The sequence below is a fragment of the Oceanobacillus sp. FSL W7-1281 genome, assembly GCF_037969835.1.
GTDB lineage: Bacteria > Bacillota > Bacilli > Bacillales > Amphibacillaceae > Oceanobacillus > Oceanobacillus oncorhynchi.
This window is the reverse complement of the sequence record NZ_CP150214.1, coordinates 3,340,952-3,360,053: the sequence shown is the minus strand read 5'-3', so window position 1 is coordinate 3,360,053 and position 19,102 is coordinate 3,340,952. Positions and strand designations below refer to the sequence as shown.

Sequence of the window (19,102 nt, the reverse complement as noted above, 5' to 3'; positions counted from 1 at the left end):
AAAAACGGTAAAATGTTTATTGCTCCGCTTTCAATTGAATAGTCAACAGTCTGTATTATATTTTTCCTCGAGATATGGTTTCCAATTATAAAAATAAGTGTATACTAAGAAGTAAGATACGTCAGGTCAACTTGACACGGGATATTTATTTCATTATAATTCCAGTATCTATCATAAAATGAAAGACGATGAAAAAGGATTAGTAATAGGTTTTATCAGTTTTAGAGAAGCGGTGGGTGGTGAAAACTGCTACTGATAGACGTATGAACTCACCTTTTTAGTTTGCAGTAATGAAATCAGAGTAATTACTGTCGTTTCATCAACGTTACCGATGTCAAGCGAACGCTTTTTAGCGTTAATTTGGGTGGTACCGCGGGAATAATCACAGCTTCTCGTCCCTTTATTGGGATGAGTGGCTTTTTTTATACCTGATTTTATAAAAAGTCAGGATATAGATGTCCGTGCCGTATGTGATTGAACGATATAAGAGTCAGGACGAAAGGAAGGATTATAATGAGCTTTCAACATCAGGAAATCGAGAGAAAATGGCAACAATATTGGGATAACAATCAAACTTTCAAAACAAATACATTTTCTAATAAAGAGAAATTTTATGCGCTTGATATGTTCCCTTATCCATCCGGCCAAGGGCTGCACGTTGGCCATCCGGAAGGTTATACGGCAACAGATATTTTAGCCAGAATGAAAAGAATGCAAGGATATGAAGTTATGCATCCGATGGGCTGGGACGCTTTTGGGCTTCCGGCAGAGCAATATGCCATTGATACAGGAAACAGCCCTAAAGAATTTACAGAAGCAAATATTCAAACCTTTAAGAGACAGATTAAAGAGTTAGGCTTTTCTTATGATTGGGACCGGGAAATCAATACAACAGACCCCCATTATTATAAGTGGACACAATGGATTTTCAAAAAGCTTTATGAAAATGATTTGGCTTATATGGATGAAGTGGCTGTCAACTGGTGTCCTGCTCTTGGAACGGTGCTTGCCAATGAAGAAGTAATTGATGGGAAGAGTGAACGCGGAGGGCATCCGGTAGTCCGTAAACCGATGAAGCAGTGGATGCTTAAAATAACGGCGTACGCAGATCGACTGCTTTCTGATTTGGAAGAATTGGATTGGCCGGAAAGCCTGAAGGAAATGCAGCGTAACTGGATTGGGCGTTCAGAAGGGGCTGAGGTGACCTTCTCCATTGAAGGACATGAGGAAACCTTTACTGTATTTACAACACGTCCGGATACATTGTTCGGAGCAACGTACGCTGTTATGGCACCAGAGCATGATTTTGTTAAAAAAATTACAATCGCAGCACAAAAAGAAGCTGTGGAAAAATATTTACATGACGTACAAACGAAGTCTGATTTAGAGCGTACAGATCTTGCCAAAGAAAAAACAGGTGTATTTACGGGAGCCTATGCGATTAATCCTGTTAATGGAGAGAAGATGCCGATTTGGGTAGCAGACTATGTATTGATGAGTTATGGAAGCGGAGCAATTATGGCAGTTCCTGGACATGACGAGCGTGACTATGAATTTGCTTCTGTATTTAATCTGCCAATCAGAGAAGTAGTCGCTGGCGGAAATATAGATGAGGAAGCTTATACAGGAGACGGCCCCCATGTTAATTCTGGATTTTTAGATGGACTGGATAAAGATGAGGCTATTTCTAAAATGATTGAATGGCTGGAAGAAAATAAAAAAGGAACAAAGAAAATCACGTATCGTTTGCGTGACTGGCTTTTTGCAAGGCAGCGTTATTGGGGAGAGCCGATTCCGATCATTCATTGGGAAGATGGCAGCATGACTGCTGTGCCGGATGAGGAGCTTCCATTGGAGCTTCCGGAAATGACCGAGATTAAACCATCGGGAACTGGAGAATCTCCGCTTGCCACGAATGGAGATTGGGTAAATGTAGTTGACCCGGAAACAGGAATGAAGGGCAGAAGAGAAACAAATACGATGCCGCAATGGGCCGGCAGCTGCTGGTACTTCCTGCGCTATGTTGATCCGCATAATACGGAACAGCTTGCTGATCCAAAAGCATTGGAAGAATGGCTTCCAATCGACATATATATCGGCGGAGCAGAGCATGCCGTGCTTCACTTGTTATACGCACGTTTCTGGCATAAATTCCTTTATGATATCGGAGTTGTTTCCACGAAGGAGCCTTTCCAAAAATTATTTAACCAAGGGATGATTCTTGGAGAAGGTAATGAGAAAATGAGTAAATCAAAAGGAAATGTTGTTAATCCGGATGATATTATTTCTTCTCATGGCGCAGATACGTTAAGATTATATGAAATGTTTATGGGGCCATTAGATGCTTCTGTTGCCTGGTCAACAAATGGTTTAGATGGATCCCGGCGTTTCTTGGATCGTGTTTGGAGACTGTATATCAATGATGATAATTCATTAACAGATAAGATTACAGATGAAGCTGCAACAGAATTGGATAAGGTTTATCATGAAACGGTTAAGAAAGTGACAGAGGACTTTGAGAATCTTCACTTTAATACTGGTATTTCTCAAATGATGGTATTTGTGAATGAATGCTACAAAGCTGAATCAATCCCGAAAAATTACGCAGAAGGCTTTGTGAAGCTTCTTTCTCCAGTCGCTCCGCATATGTGTGAAGAGATTTGGCAAAAGCTAGGCAATGAAGATTCTATAAGCCTTGCTGGCTGGCCTGCTTACGATGAATCGAAGCTGGTGGAAGAAGAAGTAGAGGTTGTTTTACAGGTGATGGGCAAGGTACGTGCGAAACTAAGCGTTCCAGCAGGCACTGAAAAAGACGACCTTGAAAAACTGGCTTTAAATCAAGAAAGTATAAAAAAATGGCTGGAAGGAAAGACAATTCGAAAAGTGATTGTTGTTCCAGATAAACTTGTTAATGTTGTAGCTAATTAATCCATTTTTTCTCTAACTGAAAACCGGACTATAATCATAATTCGCTTGGCGGGAATTGATTATAGTCCGGTTTTTCTATGTTTTCTTTATAAAAAATACTAACTGGAGGAATTATCCAAACGCGGAAGATCTGTTTGCAAGTCTGTTTCTAGCAGCATCCATTTCTCCTCATCATACATCCAAATCGATTCCACGGTTCCAATTCCGTCTGCATGATAAGCACCACTTATTTGCTGAAAGCTTTTAAGACCTTTTTGACCTTCATCGTCTAAGTCAATGATGTCAAAAAATGCAACAGGATCAATCATGAGTGTTGTAGGTTCCAGAAGTTTACCCTGCTTATCGTATAGCTTTAAGCGGATATATTCTTCTTTTTGACCCGAGACATCTAAAATGATGGGGTCTTCATTTGGAAGCAATTGAATGGACGCTCGAAAACCATCCATAAATTCCCCTTTTACCGGCTGCTCTATTGGAAGTGGAAGCTCGATAAAATCATCTTTTTCCCATTGATTTAACTGAGAAGTATATAATCCGCCGCTTCCGCCGGTAGGACTCTGATAAAGAATATCCATGACACCGCTGTGAGTTAAATCCGCAAAATGTAATTCGGGATCGTAGCCTCCGCCATAGTTTATCCGCCATGTTTTATCAGTAGAAGGACTGGAAATCTCAACCCAAATATCTTGATAATAAACACCATCTGCAGCAAATAATTTTCCTTTTAACTCTAACAGTTCTTTCTCTCCATCTCCTGTAACATCCTCTTCATACGTTTGGATTAGCATCGTATCATTTGAAGCTGCTTCTGCCGGAGCGAAAAAGAGAGCTAAAAACAATAAACTGATATAAGCCATCAATAACACCTTCTATTCATAAAATAATTAAGTTTTGCCTTAGTTTAATCAAACGATTTGAATCCTATTCATAATGCATTTAATATAATAAAGAAGGAAAACAGAAGGAGATGAGAGAAAATGGCAGATATAAAAGAGCTTACACCGGCAGAAGTGGATACTATCAGAGAAAACGATAATATTCAGTTGATCGATGTCAGAGAAGATGAAGAAGTAGCACAAGGAATCATTGAAAATGCTTTGCATATTCCTTTAGGCGATATACCGGCTGCTTATGAGGAATTAGATAGAGATAAGGAATATATTATGATTTGCCGGTCTGGAAGAAGAAGCCATAACGCAACCGCTTTTTTACAAGAGCAAGGGTTTAATGTATCAAACATGAGCGGCGGAATGCTGGAGTGGGATGGAGAAATTATTATTAAATAATTCCATAAGCGTGACGAATTTATAGACTCTATAGAGGATATTCCGCGGGAAAATAAATTCCCGCGGGATTTTTATGCTGAGCAGGAGTAAGGTAACCAGACAATACGAGATTTATAATTTAATGAAGGGAGTACAAAAAAGGACATAATACAGCTTTATTTAATCCCTTCATTAGATAAAAAGAAATTTTCTCGTTTTGTGTTGACTTAATTTGTCGATAATGCTATAATAAATTTCCAGCGTTGAGTTAGCGCTTTTGTGAAAATAATTTTATAAAAAAGTCGTTGACGCAGCATTGGTTATCTGATATATTAATAAAGTTGCTGATTTGAAACAGCAACAAACAAAATTGCTCTTTGAAAACTGAACAAAACAACCAGTACGAAAGAAGAAAGACAACCTCGTTTTTCTTAAAAAATAAGTCAGAAGTTGACTTCTGAAAGCTAAAGTTTCAAACACTTTTATGGAGAGTTTGATCTTGGCTCAGGACGAACGCTGGCGGCGTGCCTAATACATGCAAGTCGAGCGCGGGAAGCGAACGGAACTCTTCGGAGGGAAGTTCGTGGAACGAGCGGCGGACGGGTGAGTAACACGTAGGCAACCTGCCTGTAAGACTGGGATAACTCGCGGAAACGCGAGCTAATACCGGATAACACTTTCTATCACCTGATGGAAAGTTGAAAGGCGGCTTTTGCTGTCACTTACAGATGGGCCTGCGGCGCATTAGCTAGTTGGTGAGGTAACGGCTCACCAAGGCGACGATGCGTAGCCGACCTGAGAGGGTGATCGGCCACACTGGGACTGAGACACGGCCCAGACTCCTACGGGAGGCAGCAGTAGGGAATCTTCCGCAATGGACGAAAGTCTGACGGAGCAACGCCGCGTGAGTGATGAAGGTTTTCGGATCGTAAAACTCTGTTGTCAGGGAAGAACAAGTATGATAGTAACTGATCGTACCTTGACGGTACCTGACCAGAAAGCCACGGCTAACTACGTGCCAGCAGCCGCGGTAATACGTAGGTGGCAAGCGTTGTCCGGAATTATTGGGCGTAAAGCGCTCGCAGGCGGTTCTTTAAGTCTGATGTGAAATCTTGCGGCTCAACCGCAAACGTGCATTGGAAACTGGAGGACTTGAGTGCAGAAGAGGAGAGTGGAATTCCACGTGTAGCGGTGAAATGCGTAGAGATGTGGAGGAACACCAGTGGCGAAGGCGACTCTCTGGTCTGTAACTGACGCTGAGGAGCGAAAGCGTGGGGAGCGAACAGGATTAGATACCCTGGTAGTCCACGCCGTAAACGATGAGTGCTAGGTGTTAGGGGGTTTCCGCCCCTTAGTGCTGAAGTTAACGCATTAAGCACTCCGCCTGGGGAGTACGGCCGCAAGGCTGAAACTCAAAAGAATTGACGGGGACCCGCACAAGCGGTGGAGCATGTGGTTTAATTCGAAGCAACGCGAAGAACCTTACCAGGTCTTGACATCCTTTGACCACTCTAGAGATAGAGTTTTCCCTTCGGGGACAAAGTGACAGGTGGTGCATGGTTGTCGTCAGCTCGTGTCGTGAGATGTTGGGTTAAGTCCCGCAACGAGCGCAACCCTTAATCTTAGTTGCCAGCATTCAGTTGGGCACTCTAAGGTGACTGCCGGTGACAAACCGGAGGAAGGTGGGGATGACGTCAAATCATCATGCCCCTTATGACCTGGGCTACACACGTGCTACAATGGACGGAACAAAGGGAAGCGAACCCGCGAGGTCCAGCAAATCCCATAAAACCGTTCTCAGTTCGGATTGCAGGCTGCAACTCGCCTGCATGAAGCCGGAATCGCTAGTAATCGCGGATCAGCATGCCGCGGTGAATACGTTCCCGGGTCTTGTACACACCGCCCGTCACACCACGAGAGTTCGTAACACCCGAAGTCGGTGAGGTAACCTTTTGGAGCCAGCCGCCGAAGGTGGGACGAATGATTGGGGTGAAGTCGTAACAAGGTAGCCGTATCGGAAGGTGCGGCTGGATCACCTCCTTTCTAAGGATATATAACGGAATTCGTACGTGGTTGTTTGGTTCAGTTTTGAGAGAGCAATTCTCTCAAAGGAAGCTTGTACCTTGAAAACTAAATAAGAGTAACAACGACATCAAACTTTAAAAATAAGGCAAAAAAGCTATTGATATAGCGACACAACTGATTACATTCTGTAATCAGCCATCTTATTCAAAAACTTTAGTTAAGTGAATAAGGGCGCACGGTGGATGCCTTGGCACTAGGAGCCGATGAAGGACGGGACTAACACCGATATGCCTCGGGGAGTTGTAAGTAAACATTATATCCGAGGATTTCCGAATGGGGGAACCCACTGTTCGTAATGGAACAGTACATCTATCTGAATACATAGGATAGGTGAGGCAGACCCGGGGAACTGAAACATCTCAGTACCTGGAGGAAGAGAAAGAAACATCGATTTCCTGAGTAGCGGCGAGCGAAACGGAAAGAGCCCAAACCAAGAAGCTTGCTTCTTGGGGTTGTAGGACATTCCATTGGAGTGACAAAGAAATTCTTTAGATGAATCGATCTGGAAAGGTCAGCCAAAGAGGGTAACAGCCCTGTAATCGAAAAAGAATTTCCTCCGGAGTGTATCCTGAGTACGGCGGAACACGTGGAATTCCGTCGGAATCCGGGAGGACCATCTCCCAAGGCTAAATACTCCCTAGTGACCGATAGTGAACCAGTACCGTGAGGGAAAGGTGAAAAGCACCCCGGGAGGGGAGTGAAATAGAACCTGAAACCGTGTGCCTACAAGTAGTCGAAGCCCGTTAATGGGTGACGGCGTACCTTTTGTAGAATGGACCGGCGAGTTACGATCGTATGCAAGGTTAAGTGGAAGACACGGAGCCGTAGCGAAAGCGAGTCTGAACAGGGCGAATGAGTATGCGGTCGTAGACCCGAAACTGTGTGATCTACCCATGTCCAGGGTGAAGGTCAGGTAACACTGACTGGAGGCCCGAACCCACGTATGTTGAAAAATGCGGGGATGAGGTGTGGGTAGCGGTGAAATTCCAATCGAACACAGAGATAGCTGGTTCTCTCCGAAATAGCTTTAGGGCTAGCCTCAAGATAGAGAGTACTGGAGGTAGAGCACTGATTGGACTAGGGGCCCCTACCGGGTTACCGAATTCAGTCAAACTCCGAATGCCAGTTACTTACACTTGGGAGTCAGACTATGGGTGATAAGGTTCATAGTCGAAAGGGAAACAGCCCAGACCGCCAGCTAAGGTCCCAAAGTATACGTTAAGTGGAAAAGGATGTGGCGTTGCACAGACAACCAGGATGTTGGCTTAGAAGCAGCCATCATTGAAAGAGTGCGTAATAGCTCACTGGTCGAGTGACGCTGCGCCGAAAATGTACCGGGGCTAAACGTATCACCGAAGCTGCGGATTGTTCTTACGAACAATGGTAGGAGAGCGTTCAAAGTGCAGTGAAGTCAGACCGTGAGGACTGGTGGAGCGCTTTGAAGTGAGAATGCCGGTATGAGTAGCGAAAAAAGAGTGAGAATCTCTTTCACCGAATGCCTAAGGTTTCCTGAGGAAGGCTCGTCCTCTCAGGGTTAGTCGGGACCTAAGCCGAGGCCGACAGGCGTAGGCGATGGACAACAGGTTGATATTCCTGTACCACCTCATGATTGTTTGAGCAATGGGGGGACGCAGGAGGATAAGGAGTGCGCACCGATGGATGTGCGTCCAAGCATGCGAGGAAGTCAGACAGGCAAATCCGTCTGACATGATTCTGAGCTGTGACGGGGAGGGAAATAGAGTACCGAAGTTCCTGATTTCACACTGCCAAGAAAAGCCTCTAGTTAGATCATAGGTGCCCGTACCGCAAACCGACACAGGTAGGCGAGGAGAGAATCCTAAGGTGAGCGGGAGAACTCTCGTTAAGGAACTCGGCAAAATGACCCCGTAACTTCGGGAGAAGGGGTGCTCACTTGTGAGTGAGCCGCAGTGAATAGGCCCAAGCGACTGTTTAGCAAAAACACAGGTCTCTGCGAAGCCGAAAGGCGAAGTATAGGGGCTGACACCTGCCCGGTGCTGGAAGGTTAAGGGGAAGAGTTAGCTCTTCGGAGCGAAGCTTTGAACCGAAGCCCCAGTAAACGGCGGCCGTAACTATAACGGTCCTAAGGTAGCGAAATTCCTTGTCGGGTAAGTTCCGACCCGCACGAAAGGTGCAACGACTTGGGCACTGTCTCAACGAGAGACCCGGTGAAATTATACTATGCGTGAAGATGCGCATTACCCGCGACAGGACGGAAAGACCCCGTGGAGCTTTACTGTAGCCTGATATGGAATGTTTGTGCAGTTTGTACAGGATAGGTGGGAGCCTTTGAAGCGTGAGCGCCAGCTTACGTGGAGGCATCCGTGGGATACCACCCTAACTGTATGACCATTCTAACCCAGGACCGTAATCCGGTTCGGAGACAGTGTCAGGCGGGCAGTTTGACTGGGGCGGTCGCCTCCTAAAAGGTAACGGAGGCGCCCAAAGGTTCCCTCAGAATGGTTGGAAATCATTCGAAGAGTGTAAAGGCAGAAGGGAGCTTGACTGCGAGACCTACAAGTCGAGCAGGGACGAAAGTCGGGCTTAGTGATCCGGTGGTTCCGCATGGAAGGGCCATCGCTCAACGGATAAAAGCTACCCCGGGGATAACAGGCTTATCTCCCCCAAGAGTTCACATCGACGGGGAGGTTTGGCACCTCGATGTCGGCTCATCGCATCCTGGGGCTGTAGTCGGTCCCAAGGGTTGGGCTGTTCGCCCATTAAAGCGGTACGCGAGCTGGGTTCAGAACGTCGTGAGACAGTTCGGTCCCTATCCGTCGTGGGCGTTGGAAGTTTGAGAGGAGCTGTCCTTAGTACGAGAGGACCGGGATGGACACACCGCTGGTGTACCAGTTGTTCCGCCAGGAGCATTGCTGGGTAGCTACGTGTGGTAAGGATAAGTGCTGAAAGCATCTAAGCATGAAGCCCCCCTCAAGATGAAACTTCCCATCACTTTAAGTGAGTAAAATCCCTCAGAGACGATGAGGTTGATAGGTCCGAGGTGGAAGCGTGGCGACACGTGCAGCTGACGGATACTAATCGATTGAGGACTTATCTAAGTTTTTTTATGTCACGTTACTCTTATTTAGTTTTCAGGGTGCAAATCCCTATACAAGATAAATGAACAAGTCTGGTGGCGAGAGCGAAGAGGTCACACCTGTTCCCATGCCGAACACAGAAGTTAAGTTCTTCAGCGCCAATGGTAGTTGGGGGCTTCCCCCTGCGAGAGTAGGACGTTGCCAGGCATATTGAAAAAGAGTTAAGCATCATGCTTAGCTCTTTTTTCGTTTAGAAACATATGAAAGATTGTTTCTAAACGAAAAAGCGTGGTTCTATGTCAAATGAGGTGGTGGAAAATCATTCCTCCACCTCTTTATTTATAAGCTTGCTTCAGCACAAGCTTGACCTCTTGTTGCCATAGAATTTTCTTTCTCATTCGTTCAAAATTTTTAATTCCATAATCGAATCCGATCTTTTTTAGGAAGCTCCTTTTGAACTTCACGGCGCACCTCATCCAAAGCCCAATAGACCTGACGCATGAAGTGAAAACGGTCAGCGATAATCAGGGGATTGCCCAATGCTTTTCGAATGGCTTGTTTAAACGCTTGAGATAAATCCACCACCACCATTTCATTTCTACTTTACCTGTATCACAAGACTTTAGATACTTCTCAATCGTTTCTACTTTTCGATTAGGTAAGATATCGATGATTCTTCTATTCTCCACATCGACCACATTCAATTGAAACCTCTCTCCATCCGCATCGCCCTTAAATTCATCAATCGCAATGACTCGCGGCAATATTTTACTGGAGGTTAGTTCCTTCCGATCAAACCACCGTAAAACACGATTCACTGTTACACCAGTTACCAGTGCTGCCGTACGAAAGGAACTCACCGCTGCATGCTTCATCGCTATGGTCTGAACACTTGCCATACACCGTTGATAACGGTCTATCATCTGAAGATGTTCATAGAAGGTGCGATGACAGAACGCACAAATGTAACGCCTTTTCCATAATGAAATATGAACTTCTTTTGTCGTAAAAGCAGGCCCTTGAATGCTTTGCCAACGGTAACCATGAATCCGTTTGGTTCTTCCTCCACAAAACGGACATTTCTGCATGCGCGGTTTTGTGAATAACTCTGCAACGAAATGACTTTCTTCTTCTCTGATATCCCACACATCTACATGAGAATCTTTTATTCCTAATAACTCTGTGATAAAATGATGATGCACTCTTTTCCTCTCCCATTCCTTTTGTCTCGACAACTCAAGGTTATCAGAGAGAGGAAAAGGAGTGTATTTTTTGCTTCGTTCCCCTTTGTATAGTTGAATTTTAAATTACATACTAAAAAGACGAGAAGTACCCAGGTTTAATGGTACTTCTCGTCTTTTTCCTTATTTAGATATGTTCCATCGGTTATTGATGGAATCTGTTATACTTGTAATCGCTCCGTCTCCGGTAACATTACACGCTGTACCTAAGCTGTCTTGAGCAAGATACAATGCAATCATTAAGGATACCATTGTCGGCCCGAAGCCTAACATGGATTCAAGCAGGCCGATAGAAGCCATAACCGCTCCGCCAGGTACCCCAGGTGCTGCAATCATCGTAACTCCTAAAACAAGTAAGAAAGGGAAAACAGATCCAAATGAGATGGAATCTCCCTGTAAAAATAAAACTGCAGTTGCACAGCTTAACAGGGTAATGGTGCTTCCTGATAAATGAATATTAGCAAGTAAAGGAATCGTGAAATCAGCAATATTGTCTTTTACCTTTAATTTTTTGGACTGTTCTAATGTAACAGGTATCGTAGCAGCGGAGGATTGAGTTCCAAGCGCTGTGAAATAAGCCGGCAGCATGTTTTTTAACATACGGAAAGGATTCTGTTTACTCAATGCTCCAGCAACTGAATACTGAAAGATTAAGTATAAAACATGTAACAGAATAATCATCACAAAGACAACTGCGAATACTTGTAAAATAGAAGCTACCTGTCCTGCATGTGTCATGTTGGCAAAGATTCCAAAAATATGAATTGGCAGTAATGGAATAATTGCTTTACTGATAACTAATTCGACAATAGATCGAAAATCAGTAAATACTTTTAATAATGTATCATTTTTTAATGCTGCCATACCGATTCCTAAAATAAACGAAAGAATAAGTGCGGTAATTACTTCAAAAGGCGGATGAAGCTCAAAATCCAAAAAACCTTCCAGCAGTGCGCCGCTTGGGTCATTAAACATCGTTAATGACTGTCCGCTTAAAATAGATGGATACAGATTGCTTGCAGCTGTATATGCTATAAGACCAGCGAAGATCGTTGATACATAAGCAATTAGAGCTGTAATCGATAATAATTTTCCGGCTCCTTTTCCCATATAACCAATTCCGGGTGCGATAAAACCTAAAATAATAAGCGGGATGATAAAGCTGAGGAATCCGCCAAAAATATCATTAAATGTGGCGAACAATCGAATAAGCCAATCATTTGCAATTATTCCGACAATAATACCGAGAGCAATCGCAATAATAATACGAAATAATAAACCAAAGCGTTGCATAAAAAACTCTCCAATCTGGTTTGTAAATAATATGTAACGGACATAGTATAACTCAAAATTAAGATGATAGCTAGACCTTATTAAGTAAAATGAATGGGAAAATAAAGGAAGTCAGCTATTTATTCATATGTTTCAGATGGTTTAGAAATGCAACCCATAATCATTATATTTTTGTGGAATATAGAAAAGAGAAGCACCCCGGAGGATACTTCCCAGTCTGAGATATTAACTCATTCCAAATGGTCCTAATGTTTCCGTCTCCTTGTTTCCTGATCCTGATTTTTGTTTGGAGCTGAAAAAAGGAGCTGCTTGCTGCAAAGCCTGACCTACATTTTGCTGTTGATTGGTCATAGAGTAAAAGGTGGCTGCACCAATACCAACAGAGGCAACCAATGGAAGCCAAATTGAGTTTTTTTCCATACTAATCCTTCCTTTCAACATATGTGAAAAAGACAGTTAGTAAAAGCTGGCCGGTTGATAGATGGCCAGCTCAGACAAGTTTATTATTTCCAGAGGAAAATAAATTATGAAAGACATTAATTAACAGCATCTGCAGTTGTATCCAAGGCTGCATTCATGCCGGCTATTCTGCCGGTAACGAGTGCAGAAGTAATATTATATCCGCCCGTATAGCCATGTATATCTAAAATTTCTCCGCAAAAATATAGGCCGTGCATGATTTTTGATTTCATGGTGTTCGGTACAATTTCTTTAATTGAAATACCTCCGCCAGTAACAAATGCTTTTTCCATTGGAAGACTGCCGTGTACTAGGAAGGAGAAATTTTTAATATCTTTTGTAAATTGAAGCATGGTGTTTTTCGAGATATTGGCACATTTTTGTTCAGAGCCGATGTCATGTGTTTCCATTAAATAGTCAAGAAGTCGTTCAGGAATCAGTCCTTTAACTGCATTTTTAAACGCTTTTTTTGGATTCTCTTCAAGAGTATGCATTATTTGTTTAAATAAATCATCTTCGGTTATTTCGGGTAAAATATCGAGATGCATTTCTACAGAATCTCTGCCCCGCATCAGCTCTTTAACGACAAACTGGGAACAGCGCAAAACAGCAGGACCGGAAATACCGAAATGGGTGAAAATCATATCCATCTGATGAGTGATAATTGGTTTTCCCCGTTTATTTAATACACTTAAACGAATATCTCTTAGAGATAAGCCTTGAAGTTTTTTTTGCTTAATAAAGACTTCTTTCGAGGTGAGCGCTACTTCTGTCGGGTAAAGTGTCGTTACCGTATGACCAGCAATTTTAGCCCACGGATAAGCATCACCTGTCGAACCAGTGTGAGGCACCGCTTTTCCACCTGCTGCCAGAACGATGGCGGCAGCTTCTATAGAAGGTTCTTCATCAAAGTGTACCTTGTGCAGATTCTCCCCATATTCTATTGCAGATGCTTTTGTATTCATTTTTACGGTGACACCTTGTTCTTTTAATTGATTAATAAGTGCATTAACCACATCCATTGCTTTGTTGGATTCGGGAAACATTCTGCCATGATCTTCTTCCTTTAAAGCAATTCCAAGACCTTCAAAATAATCAATAATATCATAATTATTAAATACTGAAAAAGCACTATATAAAAATTTACCATTGCCAGGAATATGTTTTATTACTTCTTCCTGCGGTAAACGGTTTGTTACATTACAGCGGCCTCCACCGGAGATGGCTAGTTTCTTGCCCAGTTTTTTACCTTTTTCAATCAGCAGTGTTTTGGCGCCGTGCTCTGCTGCAGATATAGCTGCCATTAATCCAGATGGTCCTCCGCCGATGACGACAACATCATAATCCAAGGTTTCTCATTCCTTTCTTTTCCTTCCGTATCGTAGCACTTTCTATAAAAATGTACAATCCTGATAAAAAATTCTTCTATATATCATAAGGGAAATGAAGGCTGCTTAGGATGTAATAGAATGAAACGAAATTTATTTGTCGTTTTTTAGCAGATTAAATCAAGCAATGCAGACAAAAAGTATGCTAAAATTAATAGGAAGTGCTAAAATAAAGCAATCTATTTTATTAATCTAATTGTAGGTGAAAAAGTTACAATGTCAAATATGCTACGAGGAACGATGCTTTTATCAGGTGCGTCGTTCCTGTCCAAGTTTTTAGGAATGATTTTTGTTATCCCGTTTTTTGCAATCGTTGGTACGACAGGTAATGCGCTGTTTGTATATGCGTACACACCTTACAGTATTTTTATTAGTTTATCCACAGTCGGGATTCCGGCGGCAGTATCAAAATTTGTATCCAAATATAATGCTTTAGGGGATTATCAAATTGGGATGCGGATGTTTCGAGCTGGCAGCGCATTAATGCTTGTCACTGGGATTATTGCATTTCTTGTTATGTTTTTATCGGCTGATTGGATAGGAGCACGGCAAATTAAAGGAGAAGGCGGACCAATAACTCCGGATGATATTGCTTTTGTTATTCGGATGGTCAGCTTTGCACTGATTGTTATTCCGGCAATGAGTATTGTACGAGGTTTTTTTCAGGGAAACCAATCGATGGGACCGACTGCTATCTCCCAGACCATAGAACAAATTGTGCGCGTCATTGCTATTCTGCTGGGCTCTTATATTATTGTAAATTACTTTAACGGGTCGATTACTTTAGCAGTAGGCTTTGCTGCATTTGCAGCTTTAATCGGCGCCCTGGCAGCTTGTTTGGTTCTTTTCTGGTATTGGAGAAAAAGAAAGCCGTTTATTGATAAGAAAATTGCAAACCAGAAGACGACACATGATTTTCGCACGATCGATTTATTTAAGGAATTATTTCGATATGCCGGTCCATTTGTATTAGTTGGTCTAGCTATCCCGCTATATCAGCTTGTTGATCAGTTTACATTTCAGCCTGCCATGGTTGCCAGCGGCAGAGGAGCGACATATGATACAGAATTAGCTGTTATCAATAACTTGGGACATAAAATAGTTATTATACCGATGACTATCGCTACAGGGTTATCTATGGCGATGCTGCCATCGTTAACGAATGCTTTTACACAAAATGATCAAACTACTTATACAAAACTAATTAACCAGGCTTTACAGGTTATCATGGTATTTGTCATTCCGGCAGCTGCAGGAATTGCAATTCTTTCCGATGAAATTTTTGGCTCGTTATTTACGCTGGAAGACATTGAAATTACAGGGAAATTGATGGCTTTATATGCTCCAGTGGCATTGCTCTTTGGCTTGATTACAGTAACAGCGGGGATGCTGCAGGGGCTGGATCAGCAAAATTATGCGGTTATCAGCTTATTGGCCGGTCTTTTGGTAAAAGTATTATTCAACAGTCAGTTTATTCATATGTTCGGCGGACAAGGGGCCATTTTAGGTACGGCAATTGCAGCAGGAATCGCTGTTTTGCTGAATTTGATTCGAATAAGAAAAAGTGCTGATTTTTCTTACAAACAAACGATAAAGCGAACAATCTTAATTTTGATTTTTACAGGAATGATGTGCTTCGTTATTGCAGTATTAAAATTTGGTTTCAGCTTCGTTCTGCCGTACCAGGAAGAACGCTGGGCAACGACGATAATGCTTTTTATCGGTATATCTGCAGGCGGATTGTTCTATCTATTTTTAGCGTATAAATCAACATTGTTAGAACATATCTTTCAAGGGAATATACCAGGCTTAAATCGATTGAAACGCAAAAAATAAGGAGTTCTCCTATGCGATTAGATAAATTATTGGCAAACATGGCTGTGGGAAGCAGGAAAGAAGTAAAACAGCTGTTAAAAGCGAAAAAAGTCACTTTAAATAATCATGTGGTCAAAGACGGTTCGATAAAGATAAATCCAGATTCAGACAGTATCCATGTGGATGGATATCCTGTCATTTATCAGGAATTTATTTATTTGATGCTTCACAAGCCTCCCGGAGTTGTATCGGCAACGACCGATGCAAAGGATAAGACGGTCATTGACTTGTTATCCGAACAGGAAAGGCATTTTCAGCCTTTCCCAGTAGGGAGGCTGGATAAAGATACAGAAGGTTTATTATTAATTACGAATGATGGAGACTTAGGCCACCATCTGACTTCTCCGAATAAAAATGTACCGAAAATGTATCGTGCCAAGGTAAAGGGCGAGCTGCCTCAGGATGTAATCCAACAATTTGCTGATGGAGTTACGCTGGAAGATGGTTACTTTACTAAACCAGCTAAACTGGAAATATTATCTGTAGATGAAGAATCGGGAGTTTCTGAAGTACAAATAGAAATTACGGAAGGAAAATTTCATCAGATTAAACGGATGTTTGAAGCGGTTCAGGGGAAGGTTATCTATTTAAAGCGACATCGAATGGGAGAATTAACCCTGGATGACCAATTGGCGCGGGGAGCTTACCGCCCGCTGACCGAGGAGGAAGTAGCTTATTGCTACAGTTTAAAAAAATAAGGAGTTATGACCATGTCTCATTATTTTATAGGTATCCAGGTGAAGCCAGTGTTGGCAGAGCAGCTGGCAGAACGGCAGAAGCATTTCATGCAGTATCTTCCTTATAAGCAATGGACAGATAAGGAAGATTTTCATATTACGCTTGTTTTTTTAGGAGAAGTGGACGAAAAGTCGATAGAAACTCTTCGGAATGAGCTTTATTCTATCACAGCTCACACATCATTTGATTTAAACAGAAGCGGTTTAGGTACTTTTGGAAATAAGCATCAGCCAAGGGTTTTATGGCTGGGGGTGGAAAGTAATCCAATGTTGAACCGCATACAGCAGCAAGTAGTACAGATCTGCGAAATCATCGGATATAAAAAAGAGAAGAGAGCGTATACTCCGCATATTACTATCGCTAAGAAATGGGCAGATCAAAAGAAAACCGTAACAGAAGACAGTTGGAATAAAATAATATCCGATATGCCTTCCCTGGCAGAAGCATTTAACGTGGATGCGGTGGAGCTATACAAGGTACATCCTTCTTCCACTCCGAAATATGAAATTATTCAGCGTTTTCCATTGCGTCATGAGTCATTTAGCTGAATCTCATTTACAAATATGTGTGTGAAGAGGCAGTTTGCAGACTTTTCAATGACAACTAGAAGCGTAGCAGGTTTTCTGATGAGAAAAAGGAGAGAACAGGATAGATGGCACAGTTAATTAAGCTACAGGATTATATTTCCAGATATGAGTGGGATACCTATCGTTACCCTGCTCAATATATCAGACAAAAGAAAGAACAGTGGGAACGGTTCTATTCGGAATGGCTTGACCCTTCTCTTAAGGAGAAGGTCAAAGAAGAAGTGCAGCCGGAAACAGAAGAGGTAAAGGAAAAAAATTCACTGCTGCAAAAATGGAAAGAACGATTTATCAAATCACCGGTTGTTGTAGAGGATTTGACTCCAGACGAAGAAATCGTAAAACGGAATAAACCGTTATTAAAGCTTCCTGATACAGAAGAGGAATTAAAGCAGGTTTTTCTGGATCGCATATTGGAAATTCAGATGAAATGGGCGTCATCCACTGTTTCGCAGGTTTCGGTTGTTGATTCGAATTATTATAATGATCCATTATTACGATTTTTGCTGCAGCGCTTTCCGGATACATATCTTGTGATGTACCGTCCTATTTTTGAAGTGAAGCAAGCGGCTGTGGAGACAGATATTATACTTATCACACCAATTGGAGTAGAAATACTATCATTTGTCGAACTGGATACAGACGAAGTGATTATGGCCGGAGATGAACGTACCTGGACCATTACTGCTAAAAATAATGAAGAGCCCGGCCGGCTGGTCAATCCATTAATCTCATTAAAACGGTCGGAAAAATGGATTGAACGTTTTCTGAAGGAAGAAAATATCGATATTCCGATTAAAAAAACAGTGATATCCAGGATTAATCGTATTTTATATGCTACAGCACCTTACCAGACAGAAATTATCGATAAGCTCTCATTCCCGGAATGGTTTCAAGAGAAGCGATCGATTCATTTACCACTGAAAAAGAGACAGCTCAGTGTGGCTGAATCCTTGTTAAGAAACAGCTTATCGCATTCTTTTCTGAGACCGGAATGGGAAGCGGAGTAAGCTGAGGATGTATTTATTGATTGTGAATCCCCATGCTGGGAATGGGAGAGCAAAGCAGGCCTTTGAGCGTATTCAAAAGATGGAAAGTTTTCACAGCATCGAACAAAAAACTTTATTTACTGACGCACCTGGGGAGGGCAAAGTGATTGCTGCAAATTATTCCAAGGATAGAAGGATAAAGCATGTTATCGTTATCGGCGGAGACGGAACCATGCATGAAGTAATGAACGGCTGGGTTAACCAAGAAGTGCCGATTTCTTTTATTCCGGCCGGTTCTGGAAATGATTTTGCCAGAGGGACCGGTCAAAACCAGAAAGCAGAGAACCAATGGCAGAAAATCATTTCAAATCCGGATAGGTACATCTATTGGAATGGCAGGGTTCAACTGGACAACAACGAGAATAAAAGGTTTATTAATAGTATCGGTGTCGGGATAGATGCAATAACGACAGAAGAAGCAAATAAATCTCGATTAAAGGGCTGGCTTAATCGTCTGAGGTTGGGGAAGTTAATTTATCTGATCGCATTAATCCGGGTAATCTGGAGCTTTCAACCGATGGATATTCGTTTGAAATATGATGGAAAGGTAAGGACATTGAAAAATGTCTGGCTCATTTCTGCAGCAAATCATCCCTATTGCGGCGGCGGATTAAAGGTAGTGCCGCATGCAGCCATGCATCAGGAATATCTGTCCATCCTGATTGTTCATCAGATATCCAGAAAGAAAATTCTATTATTATTCCTGCTGATTATTTTTGGCCTGCATCGTTTTTTAAAGGAAGTAGAATTATTTCGGACGAAGGAGCTGGTGATAGAGGCTGATTCACCAGTCCGCTATCAGGCAGATGGAGAAACTGGAAGCCTCCGTACTTGTCTGATTACAAAGGATAAACGGGCAGTACATATTATATAAATAGAAACTTCATTCAGTGGGAGATTTACGGACGATTCTCCGTGATAAATAGTACAAAAAGCAGATTGATTGAAATTTTATTATATTTTAATATTATTGATAATGCATGTAGATATTGTAATTTTGATCATTTCTAGATACAATAAAGACTTAACACATGAAAAAGAATCATATTATTTATCGGAAATAGAGAAGGATTGCTTGTCTATCTGATTTATAACCAGATAAAAAGCAAGAATGGTCTATTGATGAATAAAGATTTTTCGG

Annotated in this window: 13 protein-coding genes, 3 rRNA genes and 1 other annotated feature; of the genes, 10 read left to right on the top strand and 6 right to left on the bottom strand. The window is 42.2% G+C overall.

The features are described 5' to 3' along the window. Positions 1-179: 179 nt before the first annotated feature. Positions 180-403 (top strand) — a binding site (T-box leader). A 110-nt stretch (positions 404-513) separates the two neighbouring features. Then, on the top strand, positions 514-2,928 hold the full coding sequence (gene leuS, locus MKX55_RS16570) for a leucine--tRNA ligase (protein WP_339233553.1): 2,415 nt from the start codon (positions 514-516) through the stop codon (positions 2,926-2,928). 98 nt (positions 2,929-3,026) lie between these two features. On the opposite strand, the gene MKX55_RS16565 is transcribed toward leuS, so the two are convergent. Further along, a complete protein-coding gene (locus tag MKX55_RS16565) occupies positions 3,027-3,785 on the bottom strand; it encodes a hypothetical protein (protein ID WP_339178839.1) in 759 nt (252 codons plus the stop codon). A 120-nt stretch (positions 3,786-3,905) separates the two neighbouring features. Between MKX55_RS16565 and MKX55_RS16560 the strand changes: the two genes are divergently transcribed. From MKX55_RS16560 to rrf, 4 genes are all read left to right on the top strand, one after another. Continuing rightward, positions 3,906-4,214 (top strand): rhodanese-like domain-containing protein, encoded by a 309-nt coding sequence (locus MKX55_RS16560; RefSeq protein ID WP_339233551.1) that lies wholly within the window; start codon positions 3,906-3,908, stop codon positions 4,212-4,214. A gap of 460 nt (positions 4,215-4,674) precedes the next feature. Continuing rightward, positions 4,675-6,236, top strand: a 16S ribosomal RNA gene (locus MKX55_RS16555). 197 nt (positions 6,237-6,433) lie between these two features. After that, a 23S ribosomal RNA gene (locus MKX55_RS16550) occupies positions 6,434-9,355 on the top strand. A gap of 70 nt (positions 9,356-9,425) precedes the next feature. Continuing rightward, positions 9,426-9,541 (top strand): 5S ribosomal RNA (rrf, locus tag MKX55_RS16545). Together the 16S, 23S and 5S rRNA genes form the textbook arrangement of a ribosomal RNA operon. Positions 9,542-9,745: 204 nt before the next feature. On the opposite strand, the gene MKX55_RS16540 is transcribed toward rrf, so the two are convergent. The 5 genes from MKX55_RS16540 to MKX55_RS16520 form a co-directional block, all read right to left on the bottom strand. Then, positions 9,746-9,925, bottom strand: coding sequence for a transposase (locus MKX55_RS16540; protein ID WP_193064377.1), 180 nt, complete (start codon positions 9,923-9,925; stop codon positions 9,746-9,748). After that, positions 9,859-10,536: a transposase family protein gene (locus MKX55_RS16535; RefSeq protein ID WP_339233550.1), complete on the bottom strand. Its 678-nt coding sequence runs from the start codon at positions 10,534-10,536 to the stop codon at positions 9,859-9,861. The genes MKX55_RS16540 and MKX55_RS16535 overlap by 67 nt, the downstream gene beginning before the upstream one ends. A 162-nt stretch (positions 10,537-10,698) precedes the next feature. Further along, the gene (locus MKX55_RS16530; protein ID WP_339178833.1) at positions 10,699-11,868 is read right to left on the bottom strand and encodes a dicarboxylate/amino acid:cation symporter; all 1,170 of its coding nucleotides are present in this window, start codon (positions 11,866-11,868) and stop codon (positions 10,699-10,701) included. Between the two features lie 225 nt (positions 11,869-12,093). Next, complete coding sequence (locus MKX55_RS16525) at positions 12,094-12,288, bottom strand: hypothetical protein (protein WP_042535593.1); 195 nt, start codon at positions 12,286-12,288, stop codon at positions 12,094-12,096. Positions 12,289-12,404: 116 nt separating this feature from the next. Beyond that, positions 12,405-13,676: an NAD(P)/FAD-dependent oxidoreductase gene (locus MKX55_RS16520; protein WP_193064374.1), complete on the bottom strand. Its 1,272-nt coding sequence runs from the start codon at positions 13,674-13,676 to the stop codon at positions 12,405-12,407. Between the two features lie 255 nt (positions 13,677-13,931). Here MKX55_RS16520 and MKX55_RS16515 point away from each other — a divergent pair, with 255 nt between their 5' ends. From MKX55_RS16515 to MKX55_RS16495, 5 genes are all read left to right on the top strand, one after another. After that, the gene (locus MKX55_RS16515) at positions 13,932-15,551 is read left to right on the top strand and encodes a polysaccharide biosynthesis protein (protein WP_339178827.1); all 1,620 of its coding nucleotides are present in this window, start codon (positions 13,932-13,934) and stop codon (positions 15,549-15,551) included. A gap of 11 nt (positions 15,552-15,562) precedes the next feature. Continuing rightward, complete coding sequence (locus MKX55_RS16510; RefSeq protein ID WP_339233549.1) at positions 15,563-16,288, top strand: pseudouridine synthase; 726 nt, start codon at positions 15,563-15,565, stop codon at positions 16,286-16,288. Between the two features lie 12 nt (positions 16,289-16,300). Beyond that, complete coding sequence (gene thpR, locus MKX55_RS16505) at positions 16,301-16,876, top strand: RNA 2',3'-cyclic phosphodiesterase (protein WP_339233548.1); 576 nt, start codon at positions 16,301-16,303, stop codon at positions 16,874-16,876. Positions 16,877-16,980: 104 nt separating this feature from the next. Further along, positions 16,981-17,922, top strand: a complete 942-nt coding sequence (locus MKX55_RS16500; RefSeq protein WP_339178822.1) for a nuclease-related domain-containing protein — start codon at positions 16,981-16,983, stop codon at positions 17,920-17,922. Positions 17,923-17,929: 7 nt separating this feature from the next. Next, positions 17,930-18,835, top strand: a complete 906-nt coding sequence (locus MKX55_RS16495; protein WP_339233546.1) for a YegS/Rv2252/BmrU family lipid kinase — start codon at positions 17,930-17,932, stop codon at positions 18,833-18,835. Positions 18,836-19,102 lie beyond the last annotated feature (267 nt).

Bases quoted from the DNA above. Each gene is read 5' to 3' on its own strand.
- leuS (WP_339233553.1), top strand. From the start codon at position 514: ATGAGCTTTCAACATCAGGAAATCGAGAGAAAATGGCAACAATATTGG.
- MKX55_RS16565 (WP_339178839.1), bottom strand. From the start codon at position 3,785: ATGGCTTATATCAGTTTATTGTTTTTAGCTCTCTTTTTCGCTCCGGCA.
- MKX55_RS16560 (WP_339233551.1), top strand. From the start codon at position 3,906: ATGGCAGATATAAAAGAGCTTACACCGGCAGAAGTGGATACTATCAGA.
- MKX55_RS16540 (WP_193064377.1), bottom strand. From the start codon at position 9,925: ATGGTGGTGGTGGATTTATCTCAAGCGTTTAAACAAGCCATTCGAAAA.
- MKX55_RS16530 (WP_339178833.1), bottom strand. From the start codon at position 11,868: ATGCAACGCTTTGGTTTATTATTTCGTATTATTATTGCGATTGCTCTC.
- MKX55_RS16525 (WP_042535593.1), bottom strand. From the start codon at position 12,288: ATGGAAAAAAACTCAATTTGGCTTCCATTGGTTGCCTCTGTTGGTATT.
- MKX55_RS16515 (WP_339178827.1), top strand. From the start codon at position 13,932: ATGTCAAATATGCTACGAGGAACGATGCTTTTATCAGGTGCGTCGTTC.
- MKX55_RS16510 (WP_339233549.1), top strand. From the start codon at position 15,563: ATGCGATTAGATAAATTATTGGCAAACATGGCTGTGGGAAGCAGGAAA.
- thpR (WP_339233548.1), top strand. From the start codon at position 16,301: ATGTCTCATTATTTTATAGGTATCCAGGTGAAGCCAGTGTTGGCAGAG.
- MKX55_RS16500 (WP_339178822.1), top strand. From the start codon at position 16,981: ATGGCACAGTTAATTAAGCTACAGGATTATATTTCCAGATATGAGTGG.
- MKX55_RS16495 (WP_339233546.1), top strand. From the start codon at position 17,930: ATGTATTTATTGATTGTGAATCCCCATGCTGGGAATGGGAGAGCAAAG.